Raw genomic sequence first — 16,709 nt, forward strand, 5'->3', positions numbered from 1 at the left:
ACGATTACTTTATAACGCTCGCCACACTAGGCCGCTCGGCTAAACTGCCTGTCTCACAGCAAGGAATCAACCAACGCTCCCACTGCTCGGGCACAACGCAGGGAACTTCAAACGCCAAGGGGTCTGCACGCCACGGCTGATGACGCGCTAAACCATGGGGAAGCTTTTCAAGCGACTTCAGCCAATGCGCTACATACAGGCCCTGGGGATCGTAATGTCCTGCCTGCTTTAGCACGTTAAAGTAGCGATCTTGGCGTGGATCGCGCCCAACACCGGCAATATAACGCCAGTTGCCCCAGTTACTGGCCACGTCATAATCAATCAGGCAGTGCTCAAACCATAACGCCCCCAAACGCCAATCTACCTTCAAGTCTTTAACCAAAAAGCTGGCCACGTTTTGCCGGGCACGATTGGATAGCCAGCCAGTGTGGAGAAGTTCACGCATCGCTGCATCTACAAATGGCAGTCCCGTGTTGCCATTACGCCAGGCATCGAAAGCGGCACATGGCTTGTCAGTCTGGCGGAAGCCAAACATTGTCTCTCTTTCCAACTGGGCGGCGCGGATAAAATACTCTCGCCAGAGTAGCTCGAAGGTAATCCAGTAGCTCGATTCATTACTGCCGTTTTCCGCTTCCCACGCCTTAACCGCGTCATTGACTTGGCGAGCAGACAAACATCCCCGCGCCAGCCACGGTGAAACACGGGTTGAAAAATTAGCCCCCAACAGCCCGTTGCGGGTTTTCTTATACGTTTCACCGCCCTGCTGACGCCACAAGTAATCCTTCAGGCGCCCATGCGCCGCTGACTCCCCACCCCGATATGCGTACCCTTGGCGGGGATCGGGCTGCCAATTAGCGCTCTGCTCACAGACCGACTTTAGCGGTGGAAAACCCCTAGGTGCCTCTGGCCAGGGGGGCAATGTTACTGGGGCGCTGCGACTGGCTGGGACAATGCATTCGCCCTCCACGCTGCGCCTAAAGGCAGAAAAGCTCGCGGGCAGACCTTCGCGTTCAAAAGGCAATGCCTGTCGATCAATGAGCCGTCCACTCTCTATGCAATCAAATGCGGTGTGGCTAGACAGCCCTTGCTCAACCGCATGAATATGTGCGCTTTCCTCAACTCCTGCATGGTCAGCAACGCGTACCTGCCGTGCGTTAAGCGTTGACGCCAGCTCAATCACCACATCGCTGGGCTTCCCAATTCGCACCAGCAAATCACTGCCGCGCCGCAGAAGCTCGCCACGTAACTCCATTAAACTTTGCCATAGAAAGCGCAAGCGCGCAGGCCCAATACGCGGTGTCGATTCGCCGTCAAATAACGGCGAAAACCACTGCTCATCTACGACGTACAGACACAGCAGGTAACAAGGAGAGGAGGCAAAGTGTAAAAGAGGATTATCAGCAATGCGCAGGTCGTCTTGCAGCCAGACAATATCAATCGTGCTGTTCATGCTCGTGCCTCCTTGAGGTGCTTTGATGCCCTGTGCTAGTTGATAAGCGCTTTGGTTGCCTAGCACTACGACGGCACCGCTCGCTGCAGTAGCGCACCTCGTCCCAACAGCGCGCCCATTTTTTCCGCCAAGTAAACGGTCGCTGGCAATGAACACAGTTTTTTTGCGGCAGGTGTTGTTTGCGTCGCATGGTCACGTTTATTCACACTTCTCGCGGAACATGGCGTAATACATGGACACAATACCTTATCAAGTATAACTATTGTATATTATTTTATTGTACATGATTTGTTAAGGCCGAATTAATCACTCGCGTCTTAATCCCCTCTCCAGACGCAAAAAAGCCACCCGAGGGTGGCTCAATAGTGGTTCTCAAAATGTTGGGCACGGCTGGACTAGTCAGGGTCAGTCTCACGGGGTTGGCGCTTGGCGTTTTCCTGGGTTTCCAGGCCGCTTTTAAGTTCATGAGTTAAAGGATCATAGTTAGGGCGTAACTCGTCCTTCACGGTACCGCTCCACAGCTTCGAGCCAACAAAGTACCCAGCACGGCCAATCACGTGGGCCGCAACGGGGGCGGTCATCAAAATAAACACGATGATGGCAAATGAGCGGGCCACGATACCCACTTCCGCAAAGTGCATGGCGGCTGCCAGCATAATTAAGATAACGCCTAATGCCGCGGCCTTGGTAGTGGCATGCATACGCGTTAACAAATCGGGCAACCGCAACAGCCCAACGGAGGCCAGTAGCATAAACAGCGCGCCACCGATAATTAATGCGCCCTTTATGAAATCAATCATCCCGTGGGCCTCCCCTTTCTAAAAAGCGCGCAAACGCAATGGCCGCTAAGAACCCCATCAGAGCAATCACAATGGCAGCGTCTAGAAAACTAGCGACGTTCGACTTAATCGCATAAACCCCAACTAGCCCCACCACGGTGGTCGAAAAAAGCTCTAAAGCCACGACGCGGTCGGGCAGACTCGGGCCGCGCACTACGCGAACAAAGGTGAGAATCAGCGCCACGCTCATAATCACCTGGCTGATAAGAATAACGGTATCCATTAGCGAAACAGCTCCAAAGCCCGGTGCTCCATCTCTTTTAAATTGCGCCGCAGCTCTTCCTCGTTGTCTAAAAACATCGCATGGATATACAGCACCTTACGATCATCAGACACATCAAGGCTCAGCGTGCCGGGTGTCAACGAAATGAGATTAGCCACCATGGTAATTTCCATTTCGGTGCGTGCAGAAAGCGGCATCGCAATGACCCCAGGCTTCATATGCCAAGGGGGGGTGACAATATCAAAGGCGACACGCAAGTTGGCTTGTACCAGTTCTTTAAGAAAAAAACCGATAAAGCCGATAAAACGCGGTACACGTGCCGGGTAGCCTTTTAGGGAGTCAAGCTGAGGCTCAATAAGTATCAGCGTGATGTAGCCAAATATTAGTCCGACAAGAAGGTTTAAGCCGGTGAAATCACCACTTAACAATACCCATGCAAGACCTAGCAGTAGGTTCCAAATGGCTCCGGTCATGGCGCTGCCTCCCCGGCGTCCGCCTCAGGTTGATCTTCTGCCGTCTCCGTTGGCTGCAGCAGCACATCGTCTGCACTGGCTGAAGCACCTAGTACGGCTTCAATATACCCCGAGGGTTCGAACAGTTGATCACCAATCCCCATCATCACCCACATGATCGGCTCTGCAAGAACACCAATGAGCAGTGAAAATAACGCCAACACCATGACGGGCAAATACATCATCCATAGGCTGGGCTTTAATAGCCGACCGTCGTCGCCAGTGGGTGTGGCGGTCTCTGGCACGTGATTATCTTCGGGTAACGACTTCCAAAACACTTCATTCCAAATTTTCACCATGGAGTAGAGCGTCATTAACCCGACCGCCAGTGCAATACCGGTCACCACATAGGCTTCAACTTCTAAACCCGCACGCACAATCACGAATTTGGCAAAAAAGCCCGACAGTGGCGGTATGCCCGCTAGCGAGAAAGCCGAGAGAAAAAACGCCACGGCAAGCCAGGGGCGTTCTCGGTACAACCCGCCCATTTTTTTAAGCTGATAGGTTCCCTGCAAACGGTGGGTGATACCACTGATCAAGAACAGATTGGTCTTCACGACCATGTTATGCACGATGGCAAACACGCCACCAGCGATCGCCAAAGGGGTATAAAGTGCTAAGCCTAGGATCATGTAGCCAATCTGGCTAACGATATGAAACGACAATATTCGCCTAAATTCATATTGGGCCGCCGCGCCGAGCACGCCCGTTACCATGGTGAATGCAGCGCCCCAGAGCATAATATCCTGGAGATAGCCCATGGTTTGATCGAACATCAGCGTGAAGACGCGGAACATCGCATACACACCTACCTTGGTGAGCAGCCCGGCAAACAGCGCAGAAACGGCAACCGGCGGGGTGTGATACGAAGCTGGCAGCCAGAAGAACAGCGGAAAGGCGGCGGCTTTGATCCCAAAGGCCACCATAAACATGACCGCCAGCACTTCAACCATACCGGTGTGCTCTGCCTCATCCATGCGCAGCGCAATGTCGGCCATGTTGAGTGTACCCACCATGCCATAGAGTAGACCCACCGCGGTCAGGAAGATGACCGATGCCAACAGGTTCAAGGTGACGTACTTAATCGCCCCCTCCATCTGCGCACGCTCACCACCCAGAATCAGCAGCGCAAAAGAGGCAACCAACATTACCTCAAACCACACATAAAGGTTAAAGATGTCGCCGGTCAAAAAGGCCCCCATCACCCCGGCGAGCAGCAAATGCATTAACGGGTAGTAGCCAAATTTTTCGTGACCGCGGCCAGTGGTGGCCAGCGAGTAAATACCCATTGCCAAGCCGATAATCGCGGTCATCAACACCATCACCGCACTTAACAGATCCGCAATTAAGGTAATCCCGAAGGGGGCTGGCCAGCTACCCATTTGCATGGTGACATAGCCATCTGACAGCGTGGATACAAACAGCCACAGGCTAACAATCAGCAGTGCCGCATTGCCTGCCACCGCCAAAAAGCGCTGCATGGGACGCGAGCGCCAAAACAACAAAGAGACGGCCCCGGTCAGCAGGGGCAAGAGGACGGGAAGAGCAACTTCAGGCCTCACGTATCAGTATCCTTCATCTTATCGAGATCATCAGCCTTAACGACTTCGTAGGCACGTCGAATCAACACCACGGCAAAGGCAAGCACCCCGAAAGCAATCACAATCGCCGTCAGCACAACCGCTTGCGGCAAGGGGTCGGCCACGCCACTGGGCGGCAGCATCATGCCTTCTGCAATCAATGGTGGCACACCCCGGGTCATGCCTGCGGTGGTAAAAATCAGTAAATTGGCGGCGTTAGAGAGCAGCATCAAGCCAATCACCAGTTTGACGATAGAGCGACGCAGCATCATAAAAATAGCTGTTGCATAGAGTAGACCTATCGCCAGCGCCATTAGTGGTTCCATGCTGTGCCTCCTAGTAACTCAAGGTTCATCCTTGTCGACCTCCATCAGCGTCATCACCATGCCCGTGACCGAACCCAGCACGGCAAAGTAGACGCCTATATCAAAAATCAGCGGCGTGGAGGCCTTAAAATCAATAACCGGAATAGTCCACCACTGGGCGGTCAAAAAGGGTTGGCCCATAAACCAGGCCGGCACTACCGAGATCATTCCCAGCAGCAGGCCAACGCCTATCAGATCGCGGGGATCAACCATCCGCAGCACCTCCTTCGTAGCACTAACGCCGAAGGCAAATAGATAGAGCGTAAATGCCCCCGCTGCGACTAGCCCGGCAATAAATCCTCCACCCGGCTCATCGTGGCCACGCAGCAGTAGGAAAATCGAAAACATCAATTGCAGCGGCATTAAAAACCGTGCAGCGGTGTTAAGAATAATCGTGCCTGACTTAACCATCGTTAGGCTCCCTGGTTGTCACTTTGCTGCTATCGGCGGTTCTTGCGCTATTGCTTTCCCGATTGCCGTTTTCACCCTGACGCCCATCTCCATGGCGTAGCTTTAACATGGCGATAACGCCGATGGCAGCCAGCGCTAACACGAACATCTCACCTAACGTATCCAGGGCCCGGTAATCGACCAAAATGACGTTGACGATATTGCGGCCATACGCCAAGGGCGCACTGTTCTCGATCATGTAGGTTGAAATGGGCTCAAACTGTTGAATGCTCCAGGAGGTCATAATCAGTAGGCAGATCAAGGTACCCACCATAGCGGCCACAACACCGTCTCGTATGCGCTCCAAGCTGGTGGAAAGATTTGAAAAGCGCGGCAGGCGGAACAGCACCAGTACCAGCAAAATAACCGTCAAGGTCTCTACCAGCAGCTGGGTAATCGCTAGATCTGGTGCACTGAATAGAATAAAAATTAACGCAATGGAGAAACCCATGACACCTACGGAAACCACTGCCCCCAGCCGCGATCGAGAAATGGTCGCAAATAGTGCCCCCATCACCATGGTGCCCGCCACAACCACCTCGTGGAAACGCACATCCAGATCAAAGGTAAACACTGGCGAATGGCGCAGCAGAATTGAATTACCGATCAGTGCAATGAGCGTGATTAACATCACCAGGATGTAGTTCCGCATATAGCCGTTTTGCAGTAGCCGTGTTTGCCACTCTGAGAAGTGCACAATGCCATTCATCATGCTTTCATAACCCGCCTCTGGGCCATGTCGCATTATCGGTGCCAACACAGTGAGCTTGCCACGCACGCTGTCCCAACGCTTAAACAGCAAAAAACCTAAACCAAGGCTAATAATCGACATTATCAACGCGACGTTGATGCCGTACCAAAGCGACAGCGCCACCTCTACTGTTTGCCCGGATATAGCCGTGGCGGTAGCGGTCAGTAATGCATCAGCTCCCAGCACAGCGGGCATCAGACCTAGCAGGAGCGACCCCAACGCGAGCAGCGCAGGCCCTATTAGCATGCTAAGCGGCGCTTCATGTGGTTCAAGCGGGGTGTGATGACGTTTACCGTAAAAAGGGCGTAACGCCACGATAAAGGCAACGGCAATAGTCAAAATGGATGCCAGAAAGGCAAACAATATTAGTAGCGTTCGGAAGCTATCGGCGCCGAGTACTGATTCAAGCATCAGCTCTTTGCCGATAAAGCCGAGTAGCGGCGGCACACCGGCGAGCGAAAGTGCTGCCACCAAAGCAATGGTGGCGGTTACCGGCATCAGCGAGCGTAGCCCCCCCATCTGGGTGACATCTTTAGTGCCGGTTTCATGATCGAGAATACCGGCGACCATAAACAGCGCCCCTTTATACAGCGAGTGCGCCAGCAGGAAGGTAACAAACGCGGTCATTGCATACTCGGTGCCGATGCCCAATAGCATCGTCAACGTGCCCAGCGCCATAATGGTCGAGTAAGCGAGCAGCTTTTTGATATTGGTGTGGTGAATCGCTAAAAACGCACCGACCAGCATCGTGGTCGCCCCCACCACGGAAAGAACACCAACCCACATCGCCGTGCCGCCAAGCTCCGGGTGTAAGCGTGCCAGCAGATAAATACCCGCCTTCACCATGGTGGCCGAGTGCAGGTAGGCAGAGACCGGCGTCGGCGCTGCCATGGCGTTGGGTAACCAGAAATGAAACGGAAACTGAGCCGATTTGGTGAAGGCGCCCAGCAGCAAACAGATCAGCATGGGTGTGTAGAGCGCATGCTCACGCAGGTCAGCTTCCTGACTCAGAATCTCCGCCAGCGACCAGCTGCCGCTGGCAATTCCTAGCAGTACCAGCCCAGCCATTAATGCTAACCCGCCCGCCACGGTAACGAATAAGCCCTGCCGCGCTGATTTACGTGCATTAATATCGGCGTGATTAAAACCAATCAGCAAATAGGAGGTAATGCTGGTCAGTTCCCAGAAAATAAATAGCGTAAAGAGTCCGTCAGCTAACACCAGCCCCAGCATCGACACCATGAAAGCGACTAAGGCGATATGGAATCGAGCAAGATCAGGATGATCTTTCAGGTAGCCACCGGCATACACCAGGACACAGGCGCCCATAACGGTAATCAACAGCCCAAAGAGCAACGATAAACCGTCCAACAGGAAGGTAAGGCTGATCCCCAGCGAAGGCACCCACTGCCACTCTAAAAGCAGGCTGCCGTTCTCTATGACCTCTGGAGCCTGGAGTGCCAACCACGCCGCAAGCCCGGCAGGAAACAGGGCCAGTACAAGACTGGTGCGCTGTCCAAACCAGCTGTTTAACATCGGCGACAGCGCGGCCAGCACGAAACCCATTAAAACGGCGAGTTGTATCAAGCGAAACCTCCTGAATAACGAAAGGCTCACCATCAGACAGTGGCTAAAGCCCAGGCATCGTGCCTTATCACTGGCATGCCAGCATTGGATAATAGTGATTCTAAAGTTGTACACCTTATATCAGTCAGTTTTGGCTGACCAGTCAAACCCTTAAACGCAAACAGCCGCAGGCGACTTAACGTGCATTGCGGCTGTTGTTAGCTGGCATTTACGTCAAATAGTGCGTTAGGGAACTGATAGCCATCCTGCTAGCTCGTTGTTGATAACCGCTAGCAGAGCATCGATATGGTCGTCGCGATCATTCAAGCAAGGTATATAACTAAACGTTTCGCCACCCGCTTCCATAAAGCTATCGCGGATCTCCTCTTCGATCTCCTCCAGAGTTTCAACACAGTCGGATGAGAAGGCAGGCGACATAATCGCAATGTGTTTATGCCCCTGTTCGGCGAGTTCCGCCACATGCTTAACGGTTTGCGGGCCGACCCATTTTTCGGGACCGAACTGCGACTGGAAAGCGGTATCCACTTCCTCTTTGCTAAAACCAAGCTTCTCGCGGAGCAGGCGCGTGGTTTTCTGGCACTGACAGTGGTAAGGATCACCTTCCATTAGGTAGCGCTCGGGGACGCCATGGTAGCTGGCAACCAGTTTAGTAGGCCGGGACGAAAAACCGTCGTAGGCTTCTTGCACCGAATTGGCCAACGCCTGAATGTAAGCAGGATGTTCAAAATAAGCGGGCACCGTTCGTATATATGGCTGCCACTTCATTTTCATCAGGGTGCGAAACGCCTGATCATTCGCCGTTGCCGTGGTCGGTGAACCGTATTGGGGATAGAGCGGAAAAAACACGATTCGCTCACAGCCCTTCTCTTTTAATCGTGTCAGCACGCTTTCAGTCGAGGGGTTGCCATATCGCATGCAGAAATCGACTTCAACATCGTCACCGTAAAGCGCTTTTAACCGTGCGGTCATTTTTTCAGTCTGAGCGCGCGTCGTCGTCAGCAGCGGGCTTTCGTTTTTTTCATTATTCCAGATACTTCGGTAGGCCTTGCCCGATGAGAATGGACGCTTAGTCAAAATAATCAGCTGTAGTAGCGGCTGCCATTTCCAACCGGCATAGTCGACCACGCGCTTATCAGAAAGAAATTCATTGAGGTAGCGACGCATTGACCAGTAGTCGGTGGCATCCGGGGTTCCCAAGTTCGCTAGCACCACACCCACTTTTGCACGCGGTACCGGCGGATGATCGCTGGGTGCATGGGCCAAGCGGCCCTCGCCCGGCTGGTCCTTGACGACATTTTCGGTCATTAATCATGCTCCTGAAAAATAGCGGTGGCACTAAAACCAATAAAAACTAACTAAATGCTACCACTTTTCGGCACAGCGACGGCATAAAGTTATACTATCGACATTATTTGTACAGCTACAGGTTAACTCATGTCCAAGCCTTTGCTTTTGGTGCTCGGCGATCAGCTCTCTTTTTCACTTACAACGCTGCAAAACCCGCCCGACAATGCCGTGGTTGCCCTGTGCGAAGTCGCCGAGGAAGCGCGCTATGTGCCCCACCATATTCACAAAATAGGCCTCTTTTTGGCCGCCATGCGTCACTTTACCCAGGCTCTGCGCGAAAAGGGCTTTCAGGTGCACTACAGCGCTCTGGACGATGCGGATAACTGCCACTCTCTCATAGAGGAAGCCGAACGCATCGCTCAACAGTATGGTTGCGATGAGATACGCGTTGCCCGACCGGGCGAATGGCGGCTATGGCAGGCGATGCAACCACGCCAACACGCAACGATTCCGTGGCGGCTACTTGAGGACGAGCGCTTTTTCACCACCCCCGATGATTTCGCTAACTGGGCCAAAGGCCGCAAGCAGCTGCGCCTTGAGTACTTTTACCGGGAACAGCGCAAGCGCACCGGGTACTTGATGGAGGGCGACGAACCCGTTGGCGGCAAGTGGAATTTTGACCACGACAATCGCCAGCCTATCAAAGCTTCACTGGATTTCCCTGAGCTACCTCAACATCGCCAGGATGCACTGACAAAAGCCGCTCTGGCTGATGCCGAACGCCACTTTAGCGATCATATGGGCACATTGGCGAACTTTAACCTTCCGGTGACACGGCGGCAGGCATTAGTGGATCTCAAGCATTTTATAAACCATGGACTGGCTGATTTTGGCCGCTATCAGGATGCGATTAGCGATTCAGCGCCCTATCTTTATCACTCGCGGCTCTCAGCCGCGATGAACATCGGCTTGCTGTCGCCTCATGAAGTCTGCGCAGCCGCCGAGCAGCGCTACTATGACGGCGACGTGCCGATCAACGCCGTCGAGGGGTTTATCCGCCAAATACTTGGCTGGCGCGAGTACGTGCGTGGGCTCTACTGGACACAGATGCCCAGCTACAAAAGCTCGAATCAGCTAGGTTTTGAGCGCGATCTGCCCGCGTATTACTGGGATGCTGATACCGATATGCGCTGCCTGCAGCGCGCTATTCAGATGACCATCGATAATAGCTACGCCCATCATATTCAACGACTGATGGTCACGGGCAATTTCGCCCTACTGTGCGGGGTTAAACCCGAAGCGCTTTGCGACTGGTACTTGGCGGTTTATGCCGATGCCAGTGAATGGGTGGAACTGCCTAATACCTTGGGTATGGTGTTGCATGCCGACGGCGGTTTAATGGGCTCAAAACCCTACTGCGCCTCGGGTAAGTATATCGACAAAATGTCCGATCATTGTCAGCACTGCCGTTATTCACCCAAGCAGGTCACTGGCCCCAAGGCCTGCCCTTTTAACAGTCTTTACTGGCACTTCCTTGAAACCAACGCTGAACGCCTGAATAAGAATCCGCGCATGAAGCTGATTTACGGCTCGCTTAACCGCATGGCCGATGAGAAGCGCGAGGCTATCCGCCAACAGGCTGAGCACTTTTTGGATCGACTGGAAACATCGCCGGGCTACGGGCAACCCTGCCATACCGCAGGCTATGCGAACACCACGATCAAGGCCAGTACGATCGATACCAATAAGGAGTCACAATGAGCCGCTACACACCGCTAAACGCTGCACCACCGGTGACGCTATTTCACGACGGCCACTGTCCGTTCTGCCAGCAGGAAGTCGCGTGGCTGGAAAAGCATCGCCATCGGGAACACATCGCGCTGGTGGATATTCAGGCCAGTGATTTTAACGCCCAGGCGTATGGGCAAGAATTTAACGCCATGATGGGGCAATTACACCTACTTGATAGCCAAGGAAATTGGTACATCGGCATGGATGCCAGCCGTGCCCTCTATGCAGTGTTGGGCTACCGGCGGCTGGTGAGGCTTTCGTGCTTACCGGGAGTACGCGGCGTAATGAATGCCGGTTACCGATTTTTTGCCCGTCGCCGAATTCGGCTTGGGCAGTGGTGGGAAAAGCGTCAGACTAAAAGTTGATGGGTGTGAATAGCATTAAAAAACAAGCGGCATACGCGATGTCAGCGGCTCACTGTAGTGCGCATCGCGGCCAATCACTTCATCGTGTGGCACATGCTGTACCAAGTAAGCACGGTGAATTCCGGCGCGCTTGAGATCCATATAGGCATCATCCAGCGAGCGAAACAGCATCGGCTTGCCACGCTGCGTCAACATATGGCGCTCGCCTTCAACGTCTTCCAGCTCAACCTGATAAAAACGGCTCCCCGAATGGGTAATCACGCGAATTTCAAAGTTGTCGTGACTGGCGACAAACTGCTTAAGATCCTTAAGTTCCATGGTTCCCTCCTATTATTTGGCTATTTCATACATTATGACATCAGGGCACAGCATGGCTGCACCCCGTGACACTTCAATTGCCCTATCATTGCAATGTAATGACAATAAGCAATAACCAGACATTAATAGCTAGGAGGTCAATAGTGCAAGAGAGTTCCTGACCGTAAGGTCAAGACATCAATCGATTATTGGTATTCAGAGGGGTCGATGGCTTTACCCAGCGAATTGCGATCAATCCAGTTGCCGCCTTTAGTCTCTTTGTAGCGGAACACTACCTTGTCCCCCACCGTAACGGGTAACTCGCCGTCTTCGGTCTGGTAGCTATACTTCTCGCCTGCCACAACCAAATGGTAGCGATACAGGTCTGGCATACCCAACCACTCTTTAAAAGGGCCTTCCCGCTCTATCGCCTCTAGTTCACCGCGACCTTCTAACTTAGGAAGACGCTGCCGGTTACCGCGCCGAAATCCACCTGCCATTTGCTGCTCCCGTTTTTTACATATCGTGGGTGGGGCATTATACGAACTCGCTCCCCACCCTCAAGTGACTCATTACAAAGCTAGTCGCCAAACGCTTGACCGTAGCTATCCGGGGCCAAATCCTCAAAGCGGGTATATTTGCCGATAAACGCCATATGCACCGTGCCGATAGGGCCATTACGCTGCTTACCGATAATTAACTCAGCAATACCCTGATTGTCGGGATTATCTGGATTATAGACTTCATCGCGATAAACGAAGGCAATAACGTCCGCATCCTGCTCAATCGCTCCAGATTCCCTAAGATCCGACATGACCGGACGCTTGTTGGGACGCTGCTCCAAGGAGCGGTTCAACTGAGAAAGTGCCACAACAGGGCAATTAAACTCTTTCGCCAACCCCTTCAAGGAGCGCGAAATCTCGGAAATCTCACCGGTGCGGTTTTCGTTAAAGCCGGGAATCTGCATTAACTGCAGATAATCGATCATGACCAGCGCGATATTGCCATGTTCACGCACCACACGGCGCAACCGTGAGCGCATCTCGTTAGGCGACAAGGCGGCAGTGTCATCAATAAATAGCTGCTTGTCTTTGAGCAGATTAACCGCGGAGGTTAAGCGCGGCCAATCCTCATCTTCCAACTGGCCGGTACGCACGCGGGTTTGATCAATTCGGCCCAGCGACGACAGCATCCTCAGCATAAGCGATTCTGCGGGCATCTCCATGGAGAACACCATGACCGGCTTGTCGCTGGAAATAACCGCATGCTCAACCAGATTCATGGCGAAAGTGGTTTTACCCATTGAGGGACGGCCTGCAATCACCACCATATCCGAAGGCTGTAAACCGGTGGTCATTTCATCCAGGTCACGGAAACCCGTGGAAAGCCCGGTCATCTCACCTTTAAGGTTAAACAGCTCGTCAATGCGATCAACGGCTTTGGTCAATAGATCACTCATGCCGATAGGGCCGCCCGTTTTAGGACGCTCCTCGGCAATCTGGAATACCAGCCGCTCGGCTTCGTTGAGCAACTCATCCGCCGGGCGCCCCTGGGGGGTAAAGGCACTATCGGCAATTTGATTAGCGGCACGGATCAGCTTACGCAGCGTTGCCCGCTCACGCACAATATCCGCGTAGGCGCGAATATTACTGGCGGAGGGCGTGTTACGGGCCAATTCAGCCAGAAACGCCAGACCGCCTACCGTATCCAAATGATCACGCGCTTCTAGCGCTTCGGAAAGAGTCACCACGTCTAATGGCTGACCGGCTTCAGCCAGATGAATCATCACGTTGAACACCAAACGGTGCTCATAGCGGTAAAAATCATCAGCGACTAACCGCTCTGAGACGTTATCCCAGGCCTGGTTGTCTAGCATGAGCCCGCCGAGTACCGATTGCTCTGCCTCCAACGAATGCGGCGGCAGTTTTAACGCTGCCGTTTCTTTATCAGCAGAAGGCTGGTCCTGCATAGCGCGCTCCTTTAAACACTACTGCGTAGCCGGTGAAAATGCTTATCTTAGCCGCCGACATACAGTGCGACTACCAGCATGATGAAGACATTGTCTTAAAATACCCAGCCGAGATGAACTAGATAATTTAGGCAACACCCGGAAATAGCTAATACCCAGAAAAACAAAAGGCGCGGGAAAATACCCGCGCCTTTTGAGGCAGCTATATTAGCTACAGCTAGTAACCACGTTACGTCGTTACTAACTTACTCTCTCTATTACTCTGCAACTACCACGACGCGTACAACAGCATCCACTTCAGCGTGCAAGTGAAGGGTGATGTCGTATTCGCCGGTTTGGCGAATCGGGCCAGTCGGCATACGAACTTCGCTCTTGGCAACATCGATGCCAGCAGAGGAAATAGCGTCAGCCAGGTCACGCGGACCGATAGAACCAAACAGCTTGCCTTCATCGCCTGCTTTGGAAACCAAAGACAGCTCGATGTCGTTTAGCTGCTCAGCGCGCGTTTCGGCTTCTGCCTTACGCTCAGCGGCTTGCGCTTCGAGCTCAGCACGCTGTGCTTCAAACGCTTCGATGTTGTCTTTGGTGGCCGGTACGGCTAAGCCGTAAGGCACCAAGTAGTTACGACCATAACCAGGCTTCACGGTGACCTTGTCACCCAGGCCGCCCAGCTTACCAATGTTGTCGAGCAGAATGACTTCCATCTCGTAAACCTCTTGTCAGTTGCTGCGGGCAAGGCGTGCGCGAACGTTCGCGAATGTATCAATCAGCCCCAACAGCAGCACAATGAGAATCGTGGGCCAGGTCGTGATCAGTAGCACATAAAATGCTACCAGCCACAGCCCGTTCATCCCCTTTATTCCAATAAACCCGTGCACTAACGCAACGCCAGCTACCAACAGCGGAATCCAACCAAGCATCGCCAGCGCATGAGCGCCTAGCAGCATACCTATCACCCCAATGACGACTAGCACGGCCAGCTCTTTAGGGGTCAAGCGCAGTGCGTGGAACTCTTCGCGAAAGCCACCTGGGTTGTACAACCCAGCCTGCCAACTACGCGCAAGTGCCAAACACACGATGGCTGCCAACAGCACCACAAGCCCGGTCACTCCACCCACCACCAGTGCGGCAATGGTTGAAGTATCGTAGCCTTGATTGGCAAATTCCGTGAGCATGCGATCCACTTCTTCTGAACCTTCCCGCAATTGCTCAAGCATTAGCTCAGTGCCACCTGGCGGACTGAAGATGCCGAGCTGAACCATGACGGCGGCGACTAATGTCCCCACAATCAAGGTTTCACCCCAACGCATCCTCTCGCGCAGGATAACGGCCATCAGCGTTACCAGCAGTATGCTAGCAAGCGGAATCACGTCACCCTGAGCCCACCACCAGCCGGCTGGTAGTGCTGCAGCGATGATGACTGGCAGCGCAGGTGCAAAACCTTTGCGTAGAGTCATCAACGCAGCGATAGCTGCTCCTAACCAGAACAGCCAAGGCACTAGCGTTGCCAGGGCCGCCCCGCCTGCAGCGTAAGGCGTGCCCCGCATTAGCCATCGGGCTAGTGCCAGCATCACGTTAAACGCTTACTGGTGGCTATCGGAGTAGGGCAGCAGTGCCAGATAACGCGAACGCTTGATAGCGGTCGCCAACTGACGCTGATAGCGTGCTTTGGTGCCGGTAATACGGCTTGGAACGATCTTGCCGGTTTCGGTGATGTAAGCCTTCAGCGTGTCCAGATCTTTGTAATCGATCTGCTTGATGCCTTCAGCGGTGAAGCGGCAAAACTTACGGCGACGGAAAAAACGTGCCATGGACTAGCTCCTTAAAACGTGCAGTGAATAAAATCAGGCAGTTTCTTCTTCTTCAGCGCGCGGTTTTTCTTCGCGACGCGGACGTTTTTCTTCTGCCGGTTTCATCATCGGGGAAGCTTCAGTAACAGCTTCTTTGCAGCGAACAACCAGGCTGCGGATGATGGCGTCGTTGTAACGGAAGATGTTCTCGATCTCGTCGAGAGTCTCGCCGCTACATTCAACGTTCATCAGCACGTAGTGGGCTTTGTGGATCTTGTTGATCGGGTAAGCCAAGTGACGACGGCCCCAATCTTCTAGACGATGCACAGTGCCGCTGTTTTCGGTAACGATGCTGGTGTAGCGCTCAACCATCGCCGGCACCTGCTCGCTTTGATCCGGGTGGACCATAAACACGATTTCGTAATGACGCATGGGATCTCCTTGCGGTTTGACAGCTTCCTTTGTGTGCTATTGCTAAAGGCAATGAACGACGACAGGGAAGCAAGGAGTTAACTGAAGTGCTCCATCACCGCGCTAGGCGGTCACCGGGGCATCAAACAGAACTTTTATTTCAACAACTGTTTTCAAAGACAGTTTCAATTACTAATTCTCACAGCTAACGCCCGCTTGCAGACAAACGGGCGCATGCATCTTAGTAGGGTAGTGGCTAACTTGCAAGCTGACGCTGACGAACAGCCTCAAACAGGCAGATACCGGTGGCCACTGACACGTTAAGACTTGATACTTCACCCGCCATGGGCAGCTTAGCAAGGTTATCGCACGCTTCTCGAGTTAAGCGCCGCATGCCCTTGCCCTCTGCCCCCATCACCAGTGCTGTGGGGCCAGTCATATCGATGTCAAAGACACTGGCCTCAGCCTCGCCGGCCGTACCAGTTATCCAGACGCCGGCATCTTTCAGCTTAGCAAGGGTGCGCGCCAAATTCGTCACTTGATAAACCGGCACCACCTCGGCGGCGCCACACGAGACTTTGCGCACCGTTGCATTGAGCGGTGCGGCTTTATCCTTAGCCACAATAACCCCGTGAGCTCCGGCGGCATCCGCGCTGCGCAGACATGCGCCAAAATTATGCACGTCCGTCACCCCATCCAGAATGAGTAGAAGCGGTGGTGTAGACGAAGGCCAAGCGCGCAGCTTAAGCCAAAGCGACTCTTCACCTTCAGGAGTTAGCGGCGGACAAAACGCCACCACTCCCTGATGAGCCGCACCCTGGGTTAACTGATCGAGCAGGTCGCGTGGCTGCTCTTTCACTTTAGCGCCTTGCGCTTGAGCGTGGGAGACCAGCTCTTTTAAGCGACTCCCTGCCCCCTGCTGTACCCAAAGCTCCCGGGGCGCTTCGCCCCTGTCTAGCAGGCTTTGCAGTGCATGAACGCCATATACCTGATCCAGCCCATCAGGGGTTTTGAGCCCCCGCCGTGAAGACGCCGACTTCAT

20 protein-coding genes are annotated in these 16,709 nt (G+C 53.4%); 2 read left to right on the plus strand and 18 right to left on the minus strand.

From position 1 onward, the window contains the following. Nucleotides 1-4: 4 nt before the first annotated feature. From QHL1GM_RS06715 to hemH, 10 genes are all read right to left on the minus strand, one after another. On the minus strand, nucleotides 5-1,450 hold the full coding sequence (locus QHL1GM_RS06715) for a DASH family cryptochrome (RefSeq protein ID WP_071693773.1): 1,446 nt from the start codon (nucleotides 1,448-1,450) through the stop codon (nucleotides 5-7). Beyond that, nucleotides 1,434-1,640 (minus strand): DUF2256 domain-containing protein, encoded by a 207-nt coding sequence (locus QHL1GM_RS19900; protein ID WP_071693774.1) that lies wholly within the window; start codon nucleotides 1,638-1,640, stop codon nucleotides 1,434-1,436. The genes QHL1GM_RS06715 and QHL1GM_RS19900 overlap by 17 nt, the downstream gene beginning before the upstream one ends. Nucleotides 1,641-1,845: 205 nt before the next feature. Then, nucleotides 1,846-2,250 (minus strand): monovalent cation/H(+) antiporter subunit G, encoded by a 405-nt coding sequence (gene mnhG / locus QHL1GM_RS06725; RefSeq protein ID WP_071693775.1) that lies wholly within the window; start codon nucleotides 2,248-2,250, stop codon nucleotides 1,846-1,848. Next, a complete protein-coding gene (locus tag QHL1GM_RS06730) occupies nucleotides 2,243-2,512 on the minus strand; it encodes a monovalent cation/H+ antiporter complex subunit F (protein WP_071693776.1) in 270 nt (89 codons plus the stop codon). The genes mnhG and QHL1GM_RS06730 overlap by 8 nt, the downstream gene beginning before the upstream one ends. Continuing rightward, nucleotides 2,512-2,985 carry a Na+/H+ antiporter subunit E gene (locus QHL1GM_RS06735; RefSeq protein ID WP_071693777.1) on the minus strand — a complete coding sequence of 158 codons (474 nt, stop codon included), beginning with the start codon at nucleotides 2,983-2,985 and terminating at the stop codon, nucleotides 2,512-2,514. Before QHL1GM_RS06735 ends, QHL1GM_RS06730 begins: the two co-directional genes overlap by 1 nt. Continuing rightward, the gene (locus tag QHL1GM_RS06740; protein ID WP_071693778.1) at nucleotides 2,982-4,586 is read right to left on the minus strand and encodes a Na+/H+ antiporter subunit D; all 1,605 of its coding nucleotides are present in this window, start codon (nucleotides 4,584-4,586) and stop codon (nucleotides 2,982-2,984) included. Before QHL1GM_RS06740 ends, QHL1GM_RS06735 begins: the two co-directional genes overlap by 4 nt. Then, a complete protein-coding gene (locus QHL1GM_RS06745; RefSeq protein ID WP_071693779.1) occupies nucleotides 4,583-4,930 on the minus strand; it encodes a Na+/H+ antiporter subunit C in 348 nt (115 codons plus the stop codon). The genes QHL1GM_RS06740 and QHL1GM_RS06745 overlap by 4 nt, the downstream gene beginning before the upstream one ends. 18 nt (nucleotides 4,931-4,948) lie before the next feature. Then, nucleotides 4,949-5,380: a Na+/H+ antiporter subunit B gene (locus QHL1GM_RS06750; protein ID WP_071693780.1), complete on the minus strand. Its 432-nt coding sequence runs from the start codon at nucleotides 5,378-5,380 to the stop codon at nucleotides 4,949-4,951. Further along, the gene (locus QHL1GM_RS06755) at nucleotides 5,373-7,754 is read right to left on the minus strand and encodes a putative monovalent cation/H+ antiporter subunit A (protein WP_071695936.1); all 2,382 of its coding nucleotides are present in this window, start codon (nucleotides 7,752-7,754) and stop codon (nucleotides 5,373-5,375) included. The genes QHL1GM_RS06750 and QHL1GM_RS06755 overlap by 8 nt, the downstream gene beginning before the upstream one ends. A gap of 228 nt (nucleotides 7,755-7,982) precedes the next feature. After that, entirely contained in the window at nucleotides 7,983-9,062 is a 1,080-nt protein-coding gene (hemH, locus tag QHL1GM_RS06760) for a ferrochelatase (RefSeq protein WP_071693781.1), read from the minus strand. Nucleotides 9,063-9,191: 129 nt separating this feature from the next. Here hemH and QHL1GM_RS06765 point away from each other — a divergent pair, with 129 nt between their 5' ends. Together QHL1GM_RS06765 and QHL1GM_RS06770 are read left to right on the plus strand one after the other, a co-directional pair. Further along, nucleotides 9,192-10,805 (plus strand): cryptochrome/photolyase family protein, encoded by a 1,614-nt coding sequence (locus QHL1GM_RS06765; protein WP_071693782.1) that lies wholly within the window; start codon nucleotides 9,192-9,194, stop codon nucleotides 10,803-10,805. Beyond that, a complete protein-coding gene (locus tag QHL1GM_RS06770; protein WP_071693783.1) occupies nucleotides 10,802-11,200 on the plus strand; it encodes a thiol-disulfide oxidoreductase DCC family protein in 399 nt (132 codons plus the stop codon). Before QHL1GM_RS06765 ends, QHL1GM_RS06770 begins: the two co-directional genes overlap by 4 nt. A gap of 15 nt (nucleotides 11,201-11,215) precedes the next feature. Here QHL1GM_RS06770 and QHL1GM_RS06775 read toward each other — a convergent pair whose 3' ends face one another. The 8 genes from QHL1GM_RS06775 to rlmB all read right to left on the minus strand — a co-directional run bounded on the left by QHL1GM_RS06775 (nucleotide 11,216) and on the right by rlmB (nucleotide 16,709). Continuing rightward, nucleotides 11,216-11,518: a DUF6482 family protein gene (locus tag QHL1GM_RS06775; protein ID WP_071693784.1), complete on the minus strand. Its 303-nt coding sequence runs from the start codon at nucleotides 11,516-11,518 to the stop codon at nucleotides 11,216-11,218. Nucleotides 11,519-11,703: 185 nt separating this feature from the next. Beyond that, on the minus strand, nucleotides 11,704-11,997 hold the full coding sequence (locus QHL1GM_RS06780) for a hypothetical protein (protein ID WP_022522725.1): 294 nt from the start codon (nucleotides 11,995-11,997) through the stop codon (nucleotides 11,704-11,706). 80 nt (nucleotides 11,998-12,077) lie between these two features. Next, a complete protein-coding gene (dnaB, locus tag QHL1GM_RS06785) occupies nucleotides 12,078-13,466 on the minus strand; it encodes a replicative DNA helicase (RefSeq protein WP_035584124.1) in 1,389 nt (462 codons plus the stop codon). 257 nt (nucleotides 13,467-13,723) lie between these two features. After that, nucleotides 13,724-14,170, minus strand: a complete 447-nt coding sequence (gene rplI, locus QHL1GM_RS06790) for a 50S ribosomal protein L9 (protein WP_071693785.1) — start codon at nucleotides 14,168-14,170, stop codon at nucleotides 13,724-13,726. A 15-nt stretch (nucleotides 14,171-14,185) separates the two neighbouring features. Further along, nucleotides 14,186-15,037 carry a hypothetical protein gene (locus QHL1GM_RS06795; RefSeq protein ID WP_071693786.1) on the minus strand — a complete coding sequence of 284 codons (852 nt, stop codon included), beginning with the start codon at nucleotides 15,035-15,037 and terminating at the stop codon, nucleotides 14,186-14,188. A 12-nt stretch (nucleotides 15,038-15,049) separates the two neighbouring features. Next, nucleotides 15,050-15,277: a 30S ribosomal protein S18 gene (gene rpsR, locus QHL1GM_RS06800; RefSeq protein WP_008958980.1), complete on the minus strand. Its 228-nt coding sequence runs from the start codon at nucleotides 15,275-15,277 to the stop codon at nucleotides 15,050-15,052. Nucleotides 15,278-15,310: 33 nt separating this feature from the next. Further along, on the minus strand, nucleotides 15,311-15,688 hold the full coding sequence (gene rpsF, locus QHL1GM_RS06805) for a 30S ribosomal protein S6 (protein WP_007113338.1): 378 nt from the start codon (nucleotides 15,686-15,688) through the stop codon (nucleotides 15,311-15,313). A 235-nt stretch (nucleotides 15,689-15,923) separates the two neighbouring features. Further along, complete coding sequence (gene rlmB / locus QHL1GM_RS06810) at nucleotides 15,924-16,709, minus strand: 23S rRNA (guanosine(2251)-2'-O)-methyltransferase RlmB (RefSeq protein ID WP_071693787.1); 786 nt, start codon at nucleotides 16,707-16,709, stop codon at nucleotides 15,924-15,926.

Source organism: Halomonas sp. QHL1 (genome assembly GCF_001882345.1).
GTDB lineage: Bacteria > Pseudomonadota > Gammaproteobacteria > Pseudomonadales > Halomonadaceae > Vreelandella.